Here is a 17,178-nt window from a genome sequence, read left to right on the forward strand (position 1 = left end):
ATTTTTGGGCTATTGACAATTCTGCTGTCTTGGCCAAAATGGCGTTTTCGAGCTAATTGTCAACAGGCCCTAATCCTTTTCGGACAATTTCGTGCGTTAACATATCACAAATTGCCTCTATTGTCATCACGCCAAGGTCAACTCCTTCACGTGAACGTACTGCCACTTGGTTATTTTCTACTTCTTTGTCACCAATGACTAATAAATACGGTATTTTTTGTAAAGTATGCTCACGAATTTTAAAGCCTATTTTCTCATTTCTCAAGTCAATATTTGCTCTAATCCCATTTTTTTGTAAAGTTTTAACAACTTTCTCCGCATATTGGTTTTGTTTTTCGCTGATGGTAAGGATCATCGCTTGTATCGGAGAAATCCATAAGGGTAATTTACCAGCATAGTGCTCAATCAAAATACCCATGAATCGCTCAAAAGATCCTAGAATGGCTCTGTGCAACATCACAGGGGTTTGTTTACTCCCATCTTCAGCAATATAACTAGCCTCTAGACGATTAGGCATGGAAAAATCAACCTGAATAGTTCCACATTGCCAGATTCTACCAAGACAATCAGACAAGGAGCACTCTATTTTAGGACCATAAAACGCACCTTCTCCTGGAGCATCTACCCATTCAATGGCTCGTCCTTTCATTGCTAATTGAAGTGCATTTTCAGCCTTATCCCAAACTTCATCGGAACCAACTCGTTTTTCGGGTCGAAGTGCTAAACGGTATTTTATTTCATGGAAACCAAAATCTTTATAAACGGACTGAACAAGCTCCAGCATCATTGCAACTTCTGATTGAATTTGATCTTCAGTACAGAAGATGTGAGCATCGTCTTGCACCATATTGCGAACACGCATAAGGCCATGCAGGGAACCTGAAGGTTCACAACGATGGCAATTACCGAACTCCGACAATCTCAAAGGCAGATCACGATAGCTTTTTAGTCCTTGGTTATAGACCTGAATATGGCAAGGACAATTCATTGGTTTAACTGCATACTGCCGGTTTTCAGTTTCTGTCACAAACATTTCATCGCGGAAATTCGCCCAGTGCCCTGACTTCTCCCACAACACTTTATCGACAAGTTGCGGTGTTTTAATCTCTTGGTAGCCAAAATCAGCTAAACGACTACGCATATATCGTTCTAGTTCTTGATAAATCGCCCATCCCTTTGGATGCCAAAAAACCATGCCGGGGGCAATATCTTGGAAGTGAAAAAGCCCCAGCGCTTTGCCTAATTTACGATGATCGCGTTTTTCAGCTTCCTCAATACGAAATAAATAGTCTTCCAATGATTTTTTATCCGCCCAAGCAGTGCCATAAATGCGTTGCAGCATTTCATTATTGGAATCACCACGCCAATAAGCACCAGCTACTTTTGTAAGCTTGAATGCCTTAATAAATCCTGTGGAGGGAACATGAGGACCTCTACATAAGTCTTCAAAATCACCTTGTTTATACAAGGACAATGTTTCATGCTCAGGTATGTCAGCAATTATTTTGGCTTTGTATTCTTCACCCAAGCTTTTAAAATAAGCAATGGCATCATTCCTAGACAGTGTTCGGCGTGTCACGGGAATATTCGCCTTGGCCAGCTCTTGCATCTTTGCTTCAATTAAAGTCAGATCTTCTGGGGTAAATGGACGACCAAATGCAAAATCATAATAAAAGCCATCTTCAATGACTGGACCTATAGTCACTTGTGCGCTAGGAAATATTGCTTTAACCGCTTGAGCAAGTAAGTGTGCAGTGGAATGACGAATTACGTCCAAACTCTCTTTATCTTTTTCAGTAACAATGACCAAGGAGCAATCATTATCAATACGAAAAGAGGTGTCTACCAAAATACCATCTATACGACCAGCTAATGCAGCTTTTGCTAGTCCTGGACTTATCGAATGTGCTACGTCATAGACGGACAAAGGTGCTTCAAAATGTTTTATATTTCCATCTGGCAATTTTACATTAGGCATAATGGTATCCGCTTTTCCTACGCTTCTTTAAAAAAAAACCCTGCAAGGCAGGGTTGAAACCATAACATTCAGTGTCCTCTATTATCTAAAATACTACAAGTCTTCTCGATAACATGGTAGGCACGAGTGGGATCGAACCACCGACCACCACCATGTCAAGGTGGTGCTCTACCACTGAGCTACGTGCCTATATTTAAAACTGAATTTAAATAGGATTGAATTATATAATAAGCTAATAATATAAAGCAATGAAAAAAGGCGATTAAATAGTATGTGGTACAAATTGACCGATAAGCACCTTGAGATATTCGTTTATGCCAAACCCAATGCTAAACAAACTAAAGTGGTACAAGCAACTGACACGTCATTACACATCGCTATTCATGCAAAACCCGATGAAGGTAAAGCGAACTTGGAATTGATTAAATTCGTCGCTAAATTGTTCGGGGTACCTAAAACAGACGTCAAATTACTAAAGGGGAAAAGTAGCCGGAATAAGGTTTTGCTATTGCCTTTATTGGAGCCGGTAATACAGCTTATTAAACAATCTCAGTGGTAGCTGATTACCTCAACCTTCCTTGCTAGCCCATTAATCTTGTCATTGCTGACGAAAAGGCATAACCCGAGTTTTGCCTAAGTCAGGTAGAAGAAAGGCCTGAATGAAAGAGGCGCATTCAAGCCAGAGGTTGCAAGGTAAATTGCTATGGTTTTACCACTTTTCCTAATGATTGGACTTTAAATGAGGTTTCTGTTCCATCCTCAACCCCACACATCATTCATTGAAAAATTGAACCGTTTCCACACGTTTCAGTAGGCATTATAGCTAGGCATCCACCATTGTCAACACAAAGTTTCGAATAATAACCAATAGTTTCCATTTGCAATTAATTTGATTGATTAAGTTCTCATTGTTATACTATAAATCCTCCAAATGACCTTGGCTTTTTAGTAAATGGATAAATTTGATTTAGGTAAGCAGTTTTCTTCTCGTCTACGTGATGCCATGCTTGCTGCAGGATATAACTCCAATCGCTCTACGTCTGGTGTTTGTATTCACAAACTAGCAGAGTTAACTGGTTATTCATTGCAAATTTGTCGAAAGTACTTGAAAGGACAAGCAATCCCAGAACCTGCAAAGCTAGTGGATATAGCAAGGAAACTTCAAGTTTCTCCTGGTTGGCTTTTGTTTGGCGATTCCCCTCACGTCACACAATCCTGTGAAAATAGGATAAGCATTCATCGGGAAATACTTCACTATATTTTCTGCCAAGCAGCTTATCTCTATCAAGATTATGGAATGGAAAATAATGTGCCCGCCTTTTTAATGGATTTGATCAATGACATCAGTCTAATCAATGGGAATGAAGAGCAAACCAAAAAAATCATTGACCTTTCAATATCCTCAGTGAAACACTTTGCAGGGTAGTTTCAGAAATTACGAAGAACCCCAAGGTCAAGGTAAAAAATAGTTTGACTGAGGGAGTTTAGATACACTAAAGGTAGACTACAAAAATATCGCTTCACCCATAAGGAAAAAATGTTCTCGGAAAGTTTGTTCAAAAATGAAAAATAAAATTAAGTAGTGCAAGGAGAGATAATGGATAAGGAGTTTCTGGAAAATGTTACCTTTGATGAGTTAGCTCTTGGCCAACAAGCCAGTTTAAATAAAACACTAAAGCAAGAAGACATTTCGCTATTTGCGGTAATGTCTGGCGATGTAAACCCTGCTCATATGGATCCAGTATTCGCCAAAAGCGATATTTTTCGTGGCATTGTTGGCCATGGGATGTGGTCTGGTTCATTAATTTCTGCATTGCTTGGGACTGTTTTGCCTGGTCCTGGGACCATTTATCTTGAGCAAGATATTAAATTTAGAAAACCGGTTCGTATTGGAGACAACATCACCATCACGCTAATCGTGCGCGATAAATGCTCTGATAAGCCAATCGTAACTTTTGATTGCAAAGGAGTGAATCAGCGTGGAGAAATTGTTATTGAAGGGTTAGCCACGGTACTTGCACCGACTCAAAAAATACGAGTGGCAAGAGCTGATTTGCCACATATTGAAATTCATAGCCACGACCGCTTTCAAGCTATCATTCAATCTTGCCAGAGCATGGAGGCCATTCGCACAGCGATTGTTCACCCAGTAAAGGCCAATGTGCTCACCGCAGTAGCCGACTCTGTGAAGGCTAAACTCATTATTCCTATTTTAATTGGCCCAATGGCAAAGATTAAGGCAGCAGCTCATGAAGTAGACATTGATATCTCCCAATGGGAGTTCATTGATACAGAGCATAGTGATGCGGCAGCAAGCAAAGCCGTGGAGTTGGCAGCAACAGCAAAAATTGATGCCATCATGAAAGGCTCGCTGAGTAGCCAGGAGTTATTAGCAGCCATTGTACCTGCCACCTCCAATTTACGTACCAAATACCGTATCAGTCATGCCTATATCATGGATGCTCCGTCTTATCATAAACCGCTTATTATCACGGATGCTGCCATTAATATCGCGCCTAATGCTAGGGAGAAGGCGGATATCTGTCAAAATGCGATTAATCTTTGGCGTGTCTTGTTCGGAGAAGATAAAAAACCCAAAGTAGCTGTTCTTGCGGCCACAGAGCTAGTGAACCCCAAGATGCAAACGACCGTCGATGCTGCTACTTTGTGTAAAATGGCCGACCGAGGACAAATCACCGACGGCATTATTGATGGACCTTTAGCGTTTGATAATGCGATTAACAAGCAGGCCGCGGACGATAAAGGAATTGTATCGCCGGTCGCGGGCAATGCTGATATTTTACTGGTCCCTGACATTGAATCGGGTAACATTCTAGCGAAGCAGTTGACTTTTCTCGGGCATGCTGATGCTGGGGGTATTGTTTTAGGTGCCCGTGTACCCATTATTTTGACGAGTCGCGCTGATTCATTGCGAACTCGACTCCTATCCTGCGCCTTGGCCGTTAAAATGGCTGCAGCGCGCAAGGCTGGGAAGATAAAATGAGAAACAAGATAAAAAGCAGCATCCTGGTGATTAATACAGGCTCATCAAGTGTAAAATTTCAAGTGTTTTCAAGAATGCCTTCATTGGAACATTTAGCGCATGGCAAAGTATCTGATTTAGGAAGTAGCCCTTTATTTTCAGCAGTCAATGAAAGGCAAGAGTTTGCGGTTAATCAAGCAGAAAAAATAGAGCTCCCTGCTGATTATGACCATGAAATGGCGTTGCATTTCATCCTGCATTGGATTGAAGCGCAAAATCAACATTGGCAGATTAACACGGTATCAGCTCTTGAAAATCATAAGGAGAAACACAGATGACTCATTTAAAAGGCCTGATTGTTGGTGTGGCTAATAAAGACTCTATTGCCTGGGGATGTGCCAAAATCTTGTATGAAGCAGGTAGCGAACTTGCTATTACTTATCAGAATGAAAAAACGAAAGAATATGTACAACCCCTGGTGAATAGTATTTCTTGCCCCATATTTATGCCGCTTGATGTGAGAGATGATGCGCAACTGGAAGATTTATTTCAACGCATCAAAACCCATTGGGGAAAACTGGACTTTATCATTCATGCGATTGCCTTTGCACCAAAAAGTGATTTACAAGGCCGCGTGGTGGATTGCTCGCGCGATGGGTTCATAACAGCAATGGATATCTCCTGCCATTTCTTTATCCGATTAGCAAAAGCCGCTGAGTCACTGATGCGCGCTGGGGGCAGTTTAATCACCATGAGCTATTACGGGGCAGAAAAGGTCGTAAAAAATTATAACTTAATGGGGCCGGTCAAGGCTGCATTAGAAACAACCGTGCGTTATTTAGCTATGGAGTTGGGCAGTAAAAAAATTAGGGTCAATGCCATCTCGCCAGGCCCTATTAATACGCGCGCAGCTTCAGGCTTGTCTGACTTTGACCAATTGATGGAAAAAGCAGCTAATGAAGCGCCTCTTCATCAGTTAGTGACCATTGATGCAATTGGCGAAATGACCACTTTTCTTGTATCCCCAAAGGCCCAATACATCACGGGTCAAGTCATCTATGTAGATGGTGGTTATAATATTCGGGGTTGAGTGAAGCAACAGATAGGGATAATGCTTGCAATCAAATGTGTGAGCTATCTAATGTTTCCCCTCATCAGGAATCGTCATGGCGATCACAATCCCTGCAAGCGTTGCATGAACGCCTGATTTTAATACCGCAATACACAAAGCAGCTCCCAAAAGCATGAACACTGAAATGCGGAAACATTTAGAATAATTTAAGCCACAGGACTTACGAAAAACCCCAAGGTCGAGGCAAAAGAACTTTTTAATGAGGGAGTTTAGATGGACTAAATGACCGAATTAAAAAGTTCTTTTAACAAAGAGATTGGGGTTTTTCGTAAGTCCTGGCCAATCAAACTCAAGGTAAACAAAAAAGCTAGTGATGGAGAAAGTAGTGATAATTTCTTGGTATAAAACAAGGCAATAATAACAATGACTGCAATATCATCAAAAATAGCGATTACAGTGAGTAAAATTTTGTGTGAAAAGGGAACCCGAGATCTCAAAAAAGATATTATTCCCAAGGTAAAGGAGATATCGGTAGCAATAGGGATTGCCCATCCTTTAAGGTACACTGGATTGTGAGTATTAAAGAAAAACCGTGAGCTCTCAAGTAAACGTATTTTAAACGAGAATGTCATTGGAATGATTAAGCGTTTTAAAATCATTGCTGACCGATATAGCAACCGAAGAAAACGATTTGGGTTGAGATTTAATTTGATTGCTGGTATTTGTAAGTACAAGTGCAAAAGTTGAGGTTCGGAAAGAGGTCTATTATTCCTCTTTAAACTATACTGTAGAAAGGTATAGCGAATAATAATCACAAAAACCCTTTATGGGAGTGCTAGCAAGTGAAGGTAACCAAGTTATGAATATACTCCATAAATTTTTATACGAACTCATGAAGCCAAGAGCTGAGTTGCGGATGGCCAAACCCCATAAAAGACAAGCAGATGAGGAATTATTTAAAAATGGGTTTAACGACCTCATTGAAAGAAAGCTATTATTTAGAGATCTTAGAAGAACCATTAATTCAGTTAAAACCTACCGAAACTTCCAACACAATAAAACTTACCTAACCAACATGCCTCTATCCATGTTTGTAGAGCCTACCAACATATGCAACCTAACTTGCCCCTCTTGCCCCACAGGCAATAATACCCTCGGGAGAGAAAAGGGACATATGTCTTTGGAGTTATTTAAAAGCTTAATGGATGAAGTTGGGGATCATTTAATGCAGCTATTCTTCTGGAATTATGGTGAGCCCACTTTAAATCCCCACTACCCAGAAATGCTTCGCTACGCTAAATCTAAAAACATCTACATCCAAATGGATACCAACGGCACTACTTTAAATAATGACACGAATTGCGAGAACATTGTAAAAACAGGACTTGATAGAATTACCATCTCTCTAGACGGTGTAAACAACGACTCCTATGCTGCATTTCGAGGAAAGGATTTTTTTGAAACGGTTAAAAATGGCATTCAAAAATTGAGTGAAACGAAAAAGAAATTTGGAGTTAAGACACCATTTATAGAATTGCAATTTATTTTAATGAAGACAAATGAACAAGAAGTTGGTGAAGTGATTAAACTAGCGCAAGAAATTGGAGCTAATGAAGTCACTTTACGCTATTTCATCTTTAGACAGTATGATCAAGTGCTTTTAAAAGCGTTAATAGATAAATACAAACCCATCACAAGCGAATATGCTATTTATCAAAGCTGTAATGGCTACATAGATTACAAACGAACCATCGATCCCTCTTGTTTTAAGCTCTACTCTAGTTCATGCGTATTTTGGAATGGTGAAGTTGTACCTTGTTGTTATGATGCTTACTCGAAGGTGCCACTAGGAAATATTAATGATGGTGGGTTCCGTAAAGTATGGAATGGTGAACGCTATCGTGCTTTCCGAGAGACCATATTCACTGATAAAAAGAATTTTCATCTTTGCATGAACTGTAACTCAAAGGAAAACTGGGTGCATCAACGAATTGCAATATAAAGTGTATTTCTAGAGAACTCCACTAAAACAAAGTTTCTAACATGTTCACTTCATAAGGGATCAATGCTGATCCGTTTCTAACTCTACTGACTAAATCGTAATTTGCAATAAATGGTCGACCTATAGCAATTAAGTCGTATTTTTTATTGAGAATATCTTGATTTGCCTTTTCCACAGTATAACCACCACTCGCTATCACTGTTCCAGTGTAGTAATAACGCAGGAACTCCGTCATCGTCCGATTACCTAATTCATTAAACTGCACATCGTCATTAAAATTCCCTGTATGAACATAAGCAATCTTTAATGCATTTAATTGTGCTAATAAATATTGAAAAACCAGGGCATCTCTTGGATCACCAACGATTTCATTTAAATAGCTTCCAGGAGACAGTCTTATACCAACCCGATCAGCTCCAACCTGTTTAATACATGACTTTACAACTTCAATAGCAAAGCGCGCCATATTCTCGGGAGTTTGGCCAAAATGGTCGCTACGGTGGTTCGTGTGATAATGTAGAAATTGATCAACTAAGTACCCATTTGCCCCATGAATTTCTACTCCATCAAAGCCTGCATCAATTGCATTCTTTGCGGCCTGTGCATATTGGTCAATAAGCTCCTGGATTTCCATCAAAGTCGCAGCTCTGGATTTGCCATAAAAAAGACCTTCCGCTCGCCGAATTTTCCCCGTCATCACTGTTTCTGAAGCAGAAATAGGCAATGCACCATTTAAATAAACGGGATGAGACACTCTTCCAACATGCCAAATTTGTAAAAAGATAGTTCCTCCTTGTGCATGAACCTTATCGGTAACCCTTCTCCAGCCATTGATCTGTGATTGGGTATAAATTCCTGGAGTATTGCTATATCCCCTTCCACTCGGTGCAATGATGGTTCCCTCAGTTACAATCAAGCCTGATTCAGCCCTTCTTGAATAATATTCGGCCATTTTTTCTGTTGGGCTTAACTCTTCATTCGCCATATTTCTAGTCATGGGTGCCATAACCATTCTATTTTTTAATGTGAGAGTCTTGTTAAGTGGGTAGGGGCTTAACAAGCAATCAAGGTTCGTCATGAATTTCTCCAAACAGATATGCAACATCAATGCACTAGGTTTTATTAATGGGGTATGCTAAGAAGTTTAACAAAAACTTAATTTTTGGATTCCGCTTCTTCGAGCTTGCTTAGGCTTTCCGCAAGAAACTCGCTAAATGATTCCATCTCTTCACCATTATAAAATAGCTCTTTAAAATCCTTGTCCTTGGAACTCATAAAATTCACTAAGGTAAAAACCCCATTTAATGCCCCTTCTAATTCTTTTTCAAGGTTTTTTAATGAAACCAGATATCCTCTTAAATCATCGCCGGTATAGGCCAAAGGATTCATAAGTTTACTCTCAACCGTTGTTAACATATCCTTTAATTTATTGTCTAAAACAACGATTGATTCAGGCACATCGCTATCTATGTCAGTAACGTGAACTTGACGCACGTTAACTGTTACTTCATCCATACATAAACTCCTCATGAATTCACTAGATTCTTTATTAAGAGTCTAGTCCAATTTAAAAATTTCTCCATTTGGCTGGTTAATGATATTATTGTCACAATTACATTCAAAAACCACCTTTATGTTACTCCAATTTCTTTTTATCATGGGCATTTGCGTCGAAGCAATCACGGGCGCATTAGCTGCTGGACGAAAGAAAATGGATTTTTTTGGCGTGATTCTCATTGCCTCGATAACCGCGCTAGGAGGCGGAACTGTAAGAGATACGTTATTCAATACCTATCCATTAAATTGGGTAGCTCATCCGGAATATTTATTATACACCTCTATCAGTGCATTTTTAACCATCTTTATAGCCCATTCCTTAGTTAAATTCATTCGAGTGTTTTTGATATTAGATGCCCTTGGACTATCCACGTTTGTTATTCTTGGAACAGAAAAAGTCCTGGCACATGGAATGCCCCCGAGCGTAGCTGTAATCAGTGGTATGATCACTGGAATCTGTGGAGGCATGCTTCGAGATATTTTATGCAACGATATTCCCTTGGTATTAAGAAAAGAGTTATATGCAGTTATTGCTCTCGCTGGTGCAGTCCTATTTATAGCTCTAAACTATTTCCACGTCCCACACAACATCAACATCGTCATTACTTTAGTAAGTATATTTACCGCACGTGTCTTAGCTATATTTTTCCATATAGAAATTCCAATCTTTGACTACTCGGAGACTTTAAAAAAGAGAAGATAAAGGTTAATTATCCCTCTATTTCCTTCACTTCAATGATTGTCACTTCATCAACTGGCACATCAGCATGGCCATGTTTATGACCTGTTTTTACTTTAACAATTGAATCGACTACATCCATACCCTCAACAACTTCACCAAAAACACAATACCCATAGCCTTGAGAATGCTCACCACTAAAATTCAAAAATCCGTTATCAGCGACATTGATAAAAAACTGTGCCGTAGCTGAATGTGGGTCCATCGTTCTTGCCATAGCAATTGTGCCTCTTTTGTTTGGTTTAGCCTGTTTGGCTTCGTTTTTAATGGGTTCATCGGTTTTTTTCTGTTCCATGTTTGCATCTAAACCACCACCTTGAATCATAAAACCATCTATTACTCGGTGGAAAATAGTATCATTATAAAACCCCTTGCGGACGTAATTGAGGAAGTTCTCCGCTGTAATCGGCGTATTTTCATTATCTAAGTCAATTTTTATATCGCCCTTAGACGTATTGATTAAAATCATGGTTTCTCCTGTTTAACATTAATAATTAAGAATGAATCACAGCTTGTCTAATATTGGCACAAACATCATGCAGTACATGAACATTATGAATACTTGCAAGTGCTGTAAATACATTCGCTTTTTGTTTTGATAAATGGTGCAGAAAAGATCGTGAATAATTTTTACAGGTATAGCAGGTGCAACTTTCCATAATTGGACTGTAATCCTCTGCAAAACAAGCTTTCTTTATTTGAATACGCTCATTGGGGTAATCACTACTGAACTTCAACCAATTACCCTCTTTAACCAACTCCCCGCAATACAATGCCCCATGTCGAGCATTGCGTGTTGGAGCCACACAATCAAACATATCAATTCCTTCAGCGACAACATCTAAAAGATCTTGGGGTGACATCCCAACCCCCATAGTGTATCGAGGTTTATTGACCGGAAGATAATTATATATCCATCGAATTACGTTCACTGTAGTTTCCATATTAAAACCGATGGTTTCACCGCCAATTGCAACCCCATCGGTTTGCATTGAAGTGACAAAATCAGCGCTTTCCTTGCGCAAATCTTCATAGATTCCACCTTGAATAATTCCGAATAGTGCTTGCTTAAATCCATAACAAGATTCGGGATGTTGCTGATGATAAATTTTCGATTGACCCAGCCATCTATGAGTTCTGGTCATGATCTGTCTTACTTCGTCTTTTGGGCAAGCATCAGGAGTACATTGATCAAAAGCCATGATAATGTCCGCACCAATTATTTTTTGTGTCTCCAAGGACATTTCAGGCGTCATGTGAATTAGGTCTTTATTACCTGGTAATTTAAAATGGGCGCCAAACTCATCAATGGTACAAATTTCTTTGTTTTTAGACAAACTAAACACCTGAAATCCACCACTGTCGGTTAACATCGGCCCATGCCATCCCATGAACTGATGCATGCCGCCTGATTTTTTTATGATTTCCATGCCCGGCTCACAGAGCATATGGTAAGTATTTCCACCTAATATAATTTGACTACCGGCTGCTTTTAGCTCAAGAGGCGTCATATTATTCACACCGGCTCTCGTTCCCACAGGCATAAATACAGGCGTAGTAAACTGGCCGTGAGGAGTAGTAACTCGAGTAACTCGAGCTTTATTACTTGTATGTTGATGCAGAACTTCGCAAGCAAAAGTATTCATGACATGAAGTGGATTATCAAAATCGAAGAATGATACCTAAAAGAACAATTATTTACCAGAAGCTTCATGCCTCTTCCAGCAAATTCAGGATTTAGGTGGTCGTGTGTACATGAATAACAATAAAGATACGCCAGCCATAAATAAAAAATACAGGGCGGTCCATCCTGGCATGCTGATCCCCAATAAACTCCAGCTTGTTTCTGCGCAATCCGCTGCGCCCAAAAATAAAGCTTTGGCAACGTCTTGCCATGGAAAATATTTAATGAGTATATCAAGTCCCGGCATACAAGCAGGAACTTTTCCTGGCGGTAAAGAAATTAACCATAATTGCCTTGAAGCAAAATATAACCCGGCGATGGCAAACAATCCTTGCAATAAAATGATAAAGTGAGCCCTTTTTCGAGTAGCAAAGCTTAATCCAGCCAACCCTAGCAAAACAAACACACACAATCGCTGCATTAGGCATAATGGACAAGGCTGTAGGCCTTGCACGTACTCAAAATAGAAGGAGGAAAATAACACAAACAAAGTAATTAAGGCTAATAGAGTCTGGGTTTTTTTAAATGCTAATTTATTCATGATTTAGGTAACATATATTGAATTGCTGCCTTAAGATCATCGTCGGAACACTCATTGCATGTTCCTTTTGCAGGCATAGCATTTAGACCCTTTTCAGAGGAGGCGACTAGATCCTCAATAGTCCGTCCTTTTAATCTAGGGGCCCAGTCAGCTGTGTTTTGAAACTTCGGTGCGCCCGCTAAACCATCTTTATGACACACGATGCAATAACGCTCAAATGTATCTTTACCAGACATTTTTTTAACTTCAGTCACTGTTTGATCCGATTTGGTTTGTTGCTGCGCCGAGGTAACGTTATTCATCTCCTCCTGAATTCGTACCTTTCCCACTGGTTTGATTCTTTGGATAATTTGTTGTGTGTCTACATCATCAGCACTCAAGTTGCATGATAAAACCATACCCAAAATCGCTAAGATCAGCCTCATGTTTGGCCACCCATTGATAGTAATATCAAAATGATACCTAGAAGTCGTTTGTTTTTAAAGACTATCCTCTACGCATGGCAAAAAAATTTGTTGCATAGATAGCAATTCTTCTTAACTTAGAAACAGTTCTTCTGCATCTAATTCTTCTAGATATTGATGGTATGATTGAATCTTATCCAGGCGAACATCGAATAAAACAGCCCCCTGGACATAGGCATAATAATAGACTTCGTTAGAGATCAATTTGTTTGCGGGCACTAAACAACTTGACCACTCACTCCACTGAGGAGAGTCTGAATGATGCTGCCAAAAGCAAGGAATTTTCTCACCCGACTTTAGTTGCTCCAGTACTGCCTTACTTGCTCCGCTATCTAAAGCCATTTCATAGTGTAAGCGCATATCGTTTTCCCTTTTTATGATGAAAAAACCAATATGTGCATCATCATCAAGCATCAAGAAGCTACCAGAATTATCAGCCAGATAAAATTCAACAATGCCTTTTTCTTTACAAAAACTCCAAAATATCTCTGCAAATTTTTTATCATGTAGACAGCTGGGAGCTTCTATTGACAATACTCGTAAAATCATATCTGACATGTTCTTAAAGTACTGCATTTGCAGATCATGAATACTCTGGCTTATTAATTCTGCAATTTGAGGGTCACTCTTTTTAATATAACGATGAATTAATCCCTCGTTAAATGCTTCTCTAGCCAGTTTTTCATCCGCCTGCCCTATGAGCAAAATCTTTTTTATATTGCTGTCCTCAATTCGTCTACAAAAATCTAATCCATCCATATGGGGCATTGCATAGTCTACGACCACAACCGATATTTCAGAAAATCGCCTGTAATTGTAGACTTCAGCATGAATCGCTGCAAAATCAAAATTGTTCGTATGATTCGTAAGAGGACAGCTCTGGGCTTCTTGATACTCATTATTGCAGCGCTCATTTAACAGATCCAATTCGCACTTCTTTTTTTGAATACACTTCAAGGCATCAAAAGGAGAATCAAACACTCGATAGGCTAAACTTTCATCTAATTGCAAAACAAAATTAAGTAAAAAATCTCGACTATCATCAACGAACACAACCGTACTTGGAAAGTAACAGGCGGGGATTGAAAAATGTTGCATAGCTCCTCCTGAGCAAAACCATCCAAACTCTTATCTATTGAGAGCTGTTGTTGATAAGTTTTGTTGAAATAAAACTTATCGTTATTCAGCTCAACAACTTGCTGATGAATTAGCATGTTTGACTATTATAGCATAGTTTTATTGCCATATTACGCTTTGCTAATACTGAGTCTTTTGTGCTTGTAGATGACCCTATCCGAAAAAATCCGCAAAAAAAGGAGGAATGCGTTGCTCAAGCCAGCAAGTGGTATGATTACCTGATTTTGCAGCAATAAAACCAACATGCCCTCCATATTGGCTCAGCTCCAACAAAACAGTAGAAGACAACTCTCTCACGTCGGGCAAAACCTTTGGGGTCATAAATGGATCATCCAAAGAGTGGATGATTAAAGTAGGTGTTTTAATAGCCGATAAATACTGCCTGGAACTTGATTGTTGATAATAATCGTTGGCACTTTTGAAACCATGCAAAGGTGCAATTATGTTTTCATCGAGCGCAAACAATGTCTTTATTGAGCACAAATCATGTTTACTTAGCTTTAGCTGGCTATTGATTATATCCAACTTTTGTACAAAAACCGCTCGTAAACTCTTAAGCAAATGGGCTTGATATACACGTGAAAATCCCTTATTCATCGTTTTCACCACTTCTTGGAGCTGGAAAGGCACCGAGACAGCAACAGCAGCATCGATCATCGATTTCTCGCCAGACTCGCCCAACCACTTAAGAAGCACATTTCCTCCTAATGAAATACCCACAACAGCTATTTTTGTTGTTGGTTCTAGTTGTCTCAAATGAGACAGTAAGTAAGCCAAATCTCCTGTATCCCCTGCATGATAAGTTCGCGGTAACCGATTTGGCACTCCACTTGCTCCGCGAAAGCTCATCAAAACCACTCGGTACCCTAATTGATTGTAAGTCCTGAACATACTGGCAACATAAGCAGAATTCTTACTTCCTCCTAAGCCATGAAGAAGAATAACTAAAGGAGCAGTATTACTGACGCCGTCCACCGACCAAGCCAATTCAACAAAATCACCATCTGGAAGCTCTAGGTGTTCGAAAAAATCAATTCGAGGCTTTAGACGATGGGCTAGAGTCCTGTATATGGTCTGAACGTGGTTGTTGGCTAGCCACCTTGCTGGTTTAAAATTACTATTAATTATCATTTGCAAAAATCTATTTATAAAAACGCTATTTCATGTTCAAACTTGCATGTCCAAACCTGTGCCTTCTTTCTCTTCTTGAGAGAGCATTATCTTTTTATAGTCCTTTAATATAGCATCAAACATATTTCTGGTGCTTGTTTTAAATTTAAAAAATGACGTTGATCGACGCTCATCAATTAGCGACTTATTCACATCCCTATTTACCCAGTGATCTATATCTGATAACAGATTCATTGTACTTACAGGCTCAGCTCCAATGAGCCGATCATACTCTATCTGGTAGAGTTCCTTTAACGCATCGAATTTTCTATGGCTTATTGCAGGGTCCTTTCGATAAGACGTTTTCGCTATTTCATCCAATCTTAGATAGAGTTTATTCAAAATATGCCATTGTTGATCATTATCTCTGTTCCCTTTCAATTGAGGTGGTGGCGGTGGATAGATAAATAATTGCTCGTAAATATGTCCGTTACTTAGATGAGCTTTAAAAGGTAACCCTCGAAAATAGAACGATGAAACTCCTGGCAAATGGTCCGCTTTAATTGTTTTCTCTGTAATACTCTTAGCATTGGTTCGACAATTATTTGAAAGTGACAGACCTCCAACTAATTTAGGCATATCAATCGTTGATTGGTTGGATTTAGCGGGGTTACCCTCACTCCAAATAAACTCTACATCCTGTCCCGGTTCAGAGCAACTTTTATTCTCTAACCAAACCATTGGAACAGCACAACTAATATTTGGATTGCATTTTTTTAAGAAATAAAAAAGCTGTTCATATTGCGTGAATGTAAAACTAAAAGCTTGAATATCAATTGGAATGCCTTCAGTTCTTGTAGGCATACGTTCAGGCATCAGGCCTTGAACAAAACGACCAAAATGAGCCAGGACGTATTGCTCCCCAGTTTTACTGTCACGTGCACCAACGATGATGTAAGAGTGATTTTTATACGAGCAAATTGACATGAACAACTGTGGATTATGGCAAGAAAAACTACCACTCAGGAACTTATAAGGCATAAATAGAATCATTAATTACCGTACTCACTTATTATTGTACACCTTGTCGTCATCGCGATCAATCCACGTTGATGTAACTCTGAATTTTATTGCCTTCAAGACTTTCTATCCTCCATTAGTTAGTTCTGCTAAGACTAGAGGTGTCGATGAGGGGTTTTGATACATACTAAGATGCAAAATTTTAATTAGACAACTTATTGAATTTAAGTCAATATTATGAATTAATGGATGTATTGTATCGTATAAAAGACAAGGAAATGTCATGGCCAGAACAGAAGAACCAATGGATGAGTTAAAGAGAAATTGGGGATGGATATTAGGCTTTGGAATATTATTTCTGTTTTTGGGCTGTGCTGGCCTTGGCATGGTTGTAAGCATTACTCTAGTGAGTATGTATTTCTTTGCTGCACTTTTATTTCTTGGAGGCTTAAGTCACGTTATTGATGTATTTAAGTACAAGGAATGGAAAGGAATGGTTTGGCAAGCTTTGATTGCCATCCTATACATTGCTGCCAGTGGGGTCATCTTCTATGATCCGTTCTTAGCATCGACTTTAATTACGGCATTTTTAGCTGCCATCCTCATCGTGATTGGACTAGCTCGCATTATTATGGCGATTGCTTTAAAAGAGGCTAGAGGATGGGGATGGCTATTATTAGCAGGTGTAACTGCAATTATTCTTGGTGTTCTTATCATGGCTCAATGGCCGATCAGTGGATTATGGGTTATTGGTCTTTTCATTGCCATCGAACTGATTGTCACTGGCTGGACATATATATTTATCGCTTTGTCCATCAAAGCAGCTTAAACAAACCCTATTTAGAGCTTATCCTGTAAGCTTTCGTGGGCTCAAAATTAATGGACTTATGT

General features: G+C 39.3%; 18 protein-coding genes, 1 tRNA gene and 2 pseudogenes. 9 read left to right on the forward strand and 12 right to left on the reverse strand.

What is annotated here, in order from left to right:
- Positions 1-52 precede the first annotated feature (52 nt).
- Positions 53-1,978, reverse strand: coding sequence for a threonine--tRNA ligase (thrS, locus tag Lwal_RS06900; RefSeq protein WP_058480093.1), 1,926 nt, complete (start codon positions 1,976-1,978; stop codon positions 53-55).
- A 114-nt stretch (positions 1,979-2,092) separates the two neighbouring features.
- Positions 2,093-2,167, reverse strand: a tRNA-Val gene (locus tag Lwal_RS06905).
- Between the two features lie 82 nt (positions 2,168-2,249).
- Here Lwal_RS06905 and Lwal_RS06910 point away from each other — a divergent pair.
- The 5 genes from Lwal_RS06910 to fabI all read left to right on the forward strand — a co-directional run bounded on the left by Lwal_RS06910 (position 2,250) and on the right by fabI (position 6,051).
- Positions 2,250-2,537, forward strand: a complete 288-nt coding sequence (locus Lwal_RS06910) for a DUF167 domain-containing protein (protein ID WP_058480094.1) — start codon at positions 2,250-2,252, stop codon at positions 2,535-2,537.
- 393 nt (positions 2,538-2,930) lie between these two features.
- A complete protein-coding gene (locus Lwal_RS06915; protein WP_058480095.1) occupies positions 2,931-3,404 on the forward strand; it encodes a helix-turn-helix domain-containing protein in 474 nt (157 codons plus the stop codon).
- A 171-nt stretch (positions 3,405-3,575) separates the two neighbouring features.
- A complete protein-coding gene (locus Lwal_RS06920) occupies positions 3,576-4,982 on the forward strand; it encodes a bifunctional enoyl-CoA hydratase/phosphate acetyltransferase (protein WP_058480096.1) in 1,407 nt (468 codons plus the stop codon).
- Positions 4,979-5,299 carry a hypothetical protein gene (locus Lwal_RS06925; RefSeq protein WP_058480097.1) on the forward strand — a complete coding sequence of 107 codons (321 nt, stop codon included), beginning with the start codon at positions 4,979-4,981 and terminating at the stop codon, positions 5,297-5,299. The genes Lwal_RS06920 and Lwal_RS06925 overlap by 4 nt, the downstream gene beginning before the upstream one ends.
- On the forward strand, positions 5,296-6,051 hold the full coding sequence (gene fabI / locus Lwal_RS06930; RefSeq protein ID WP_058480098.1) for an enoyl-ACP reductase FabI: 756 nt from the start codon (positions 5,296-5,298) through the stop codon (positions 6,049-6,051). The genes Lwal_RS06925 and fabI overlap by 4 nt, the downstream gene beginning before the upstream one ends.
- Positions 6,052-6,105: 54 nt before the next feature.
- Here fabI and Lwal_RS18180 read toward each other — a convergent pair.
- Positions 6,106-6,620: pseudogene (locus tag Lwal_RS18180) on the reverse strand (Na+/H+ antiporter NhaA); the annotation flags it as partial.
- On the opposite strand from Lwal_RS18180, the pseudogene Lwal_RS17325 reads away from it, so the two are divergent.
- Positions 6,616-6,780, forward strand: a pseudogene (locus Lwal_RS17325) (IS5/IS1182 family transposase); the annotation flags it as partial. The pseudogenes Lwal_RS18180 and Lwal_RS17325 sit on opposite strands and share 5 nt — an antisense overlap.
- Positions 6,781-6,892: 112 nt before the next feature.
- Positions 6,893-8,035, forward strand: coding sequence for a radical SAM protein (locus tag Lwal_RS06940; RefSeq protein WP_162264095.1), 1,143 nt, complete (start codon positions 6,893-6,895; stop codon positions 8,033-8,035).
- Positions 8,036-8,057: 22 nt separating this feature from the next.
- Here the strand turns inward: Lwal_RS06940 and Lwal_RS06945 are convergent, their stop codons facing one another.
- Both Lwal_RS06945 and Lwal_RS06950 read right to left on the reverse strand, forming a co-directional pair.
- Complete coding sequence (locus Lwal_RS06945) at positions 8,058-9,113, reverse strand: alkene reductase (RefSeq protein WP_058480101.1); 1,056 nt, start codon at positions 9,111-9,113, stop codon at positions 8,058-8,060.
- Positions 9,114-9,190: 77 nt separating this feature from the next.
- Positions 9,191-9,550, reverse strand: a complete 360-nt coding sequence (locus tag Lwal_RS06950; RefSeq protein ID WP_058480102.1) for a hypothetical protein — start codon at positions 9,548-9,550, stop codon at positions 9,191-9,193.
- Between the two features lie 118 nt (positions 9,551-9,668).
- Here Lwal_RS06950 and Lwal_RS06955 point away from each other — a divergent pair, with 118 nt between their 5' ends.
- Positions 9,669-10,295 (forward strand): trimeric intracellular cation channel family protein, encoded by a 627-nt coding sequence (locus tag Lwal_RS06955; protein WP_058480215.1) that lies wholly within the window; start codon positions 9,669-9,671, stop codon positions 10,293-10,295.
- Between the two features lie 7 nt (positions 10,296-10,302).
- On the opposite strand, the gene Lwal_RS06960 is transcribed toward Lwal_RS06955, so the two are convergent.
- The 7 genes from Lwal_RS06960 to Lwal_RS06990 form a co-directional block, all read right to left on the reverse strand.
- Positions 10,303-10,800, reverse strand: coding sequence for a peptidylprolyl isomerase (locus Lwal_RS06960; RefSeq protein ID WP_058480103.1), 498 nt, complete (start codon positions 10,798-10,800; stop codon positions 10,303-10,305).
- A 25-nt stretch (positions 10,801-10,825) separates the two neighbouring features.
- Positions 10,826-11,977, reverse strand: coding sequence for a tRNA guanosine(34) transglycosylase Tgt (gene tgt, locus Lwal_RS06965; protein ID WP_058480104.1), 1,152 nt, complete (start codon positions 11,975-11,977; stop codon positions 10,826-10,828).
- A gap of 84 nt (positions 11,978-12,061) precedes the next feature.
- Positions 12,062-12,556 carry a disulfide bond formation protein B gene (locus tag Lwal_RS06970; RefSeq protein WP_058480105.1) on the reverse strand — a complete coding sequence of 165 codons (495 nt, stop codon included), beginning with the start codon at positions 12,554-12,556 and terminating at the stop codon, positions 12,062-12,064.
- Positions 12,553-12,981, reverse strand: a complete 429-nt coding sequence (locus Lwal_RS06975) for a c-type cytochrome (RefSeq protein ID WP_058480106.1) — start codon at positions 12,979-12,981, stop codon at positions 12,553-12,555. Before Lwal_RS06975 ends, Lwal_RS06970 begins: the two co-directional genes overlap by 4 nt.
- A gap of 111 nt (positions 12,982-13,092) precedes the next feature.
- Positions 13,093-14,118, reverse strand: coding sequence for a response regulator (locus Lwal_RS06980; RefSeq protein WP_058480107.1), 1,026 nt, complete (start codon positions 14,116-14,118; stop codon positions 13,093-13,095).
- Between the two features lie 192 nt (positions 14,119-14,310).
- The gene (locus tag Lwal_RS06985) at positions 14,311-15,288 is read right to left on the reverse strand and encodes a hydrolase (protein ID WP_058480108.1); all 978 of its coding nucleotides are present in this window, start codon (positions 15,286-15,288) and stop codon (positions 14,311-14,313) included.
- Between the two features lie 36 nt (positions 15,289-15,324).
- Entirely contained in the window at positions 15,325-16,308 is a 984-nt protein-coding gene (locus Lwal_RS06990) for a hypothetical protein (RefSeq protein WP_058480109.1), read from the reverse strand.
- A gap of 262 nt (positions 16,309-16,570) precedes the next feature.
- Here Lwal_RS06990 and Lwal_RS06995 point away from each other — a divergent pair, with 262 nt between their 5' ends.
- Complete coding sequence (locus Lwal_RS06995; RefSeq protein WP_058480110.1) at positions 16,571-17,116, forward strand: HdeD family acid-resistance protein; 546 nt, start codon at positions 16,571-16,573, stop codon at positions 17,114-17,116.
- Positions 17,117-17,178: the final 62 nt, after the last annotated feature.

The organism is Legionella waltersii, assembly GCF_001468085.1.
GTDB lineage: Bacteria > Pseudomonadota > Gammaproteobacteria > Legionellales > Legionellaceae > Legionella > Legionella waltersii.

What these genes read in the sequence shown, in the direction of transcription:
- thrS (WP_058480093.1), bottom strand. Translation starts at nt 1,978, where the DNA reads ATGCCTAATGTAAAATTGCCAGATGGAAATATAAAACATTTTGAAGCA.
- Lwal_RS06910 (WP_058480094.1), top strand. Translation starts at nt 2,250, where the DNA reads ATGTGGTACAAATTGACCGATAAGCACCTTGAGATATTCGTTTATGCC.
- Lwal_RS06915 (WP_058480095.1), top strand. Translation starts at nt 2,931, where the DNA reads ATGGATAAATTTGATTTAGGTAAGCAGTTTTCTTCTCGTCTACGTGAT.
- Lwal_RS06920 (WP_058480096.1), top strand. Translation starts at nt 3,576, where the DNA reads ATGGATAAGGAGTTTCTGGAAAATGTTACCTTTGATGAGTTAGCTCTT.
- Lwal_RS06925 (WP_058480097.1), top strand. Translation starts at nt 4,979, where the DNA reads ATGAGAAACAAGATAAAAAGCAGCATCCTGGTGATTAATACAGGCTCA.
- fabI (WP_058480098.1), top strand. Translation starts at nt 5,296, where the DNA reads ATGACTCATTTAAAAGGCCTGATTGTTGGTGTGGCTAATAAAGACTCT.
- Lwal_RS06940 (WP_162264095.1), top strand. Translation starts at nt 6,893, where the DNA reads ATGAATATACTCCATAAATTTTTATACGAACTCATGAAGCCAAGAGCT.
- Lwal_RS06945 (WP_058480101.1), bottom strand. Translation starts at nt 9,113, where the DNA reads ATGACGAACCTTGATTGCTTGTTAAGCCCCTACCCACTTAACAAGACT.
- Lwal_RS06950 (WP_058480102.1), bottom strand. Translation starts at nt 9,550, where the DNA reads ATGGATGAAGTAACAGTTAACGTGCGTCAAGTTCACGTTACTGACATA.
- Lwal_RS06955 (WP_058480215.1), top strand. Translation starts at nt 9,669, where the DNA reads ATGTTACTCCAATTTCTTTTTATCATGGGCATTTGCGTCGAAGCAATC.
- Lwal_RS06960 (WP_058480103.1), bottom strand. Translation starts at nt 10,800, where the DNA reads ATGATTTTAATCAATACGTCTAAGGGCGATATAAAAATTGACTTAGAT.
- tgt (WP_058480104.1), bottom strand. Translation starts at nt 11,977, where the DNA reads ATGAATACTTTTGCTTGCGAAGTTCTGCATCAACATACAAGTAATAAA.
- Lwal_RS06970 (WP_058480105.1), bottom strand. Translation starts at nt 12,556, where the DNA reads ATGAATAAATTAGCATTTAAAAAAACCCAGACTCTATTAGCCTTAATT.
- Lwal_RS06975 (WP_058480106.1), bottom strand. Translation starts at nt 12,981, where the DNA reads ATGAGGCTGATCTTAGCGATTTTGGGTATGGTTTTATCATGCAACTTG.
- Lwal_RS06980 (WP_058480107.1), bottom strand. Translation starts at nt 14,118, where the DNA reads ATGCAACATTTTTCAATCCCCGCCTGTTACTTTCCAAGTACGGTTGTG.
- Lwal_RS06985 (WP_058480108.1), bottom strand. Translation starts at nt 15,288, where the DNA reads ATGATAATTAATAGTAATTTTAAACCAGCAAGGTGGCTAGCCAACAAC.
- Lwal_RS06990 (WP_058480109.1), bottom strand. Translation starts at nt 16,308, where the DNA reads ATGCCTTATAAGTTCCTGAGTGGTAGTTTTTCTTGCCATAATCCACAG.
- Lwal_RS06995 (WP_058480110.1), top strand. Translation starts at nt 16,571, where the DNA reads ATGGCCAGAACAGAAGAACCAATGGATGAGTTAAAGAGAAATTGGGGA.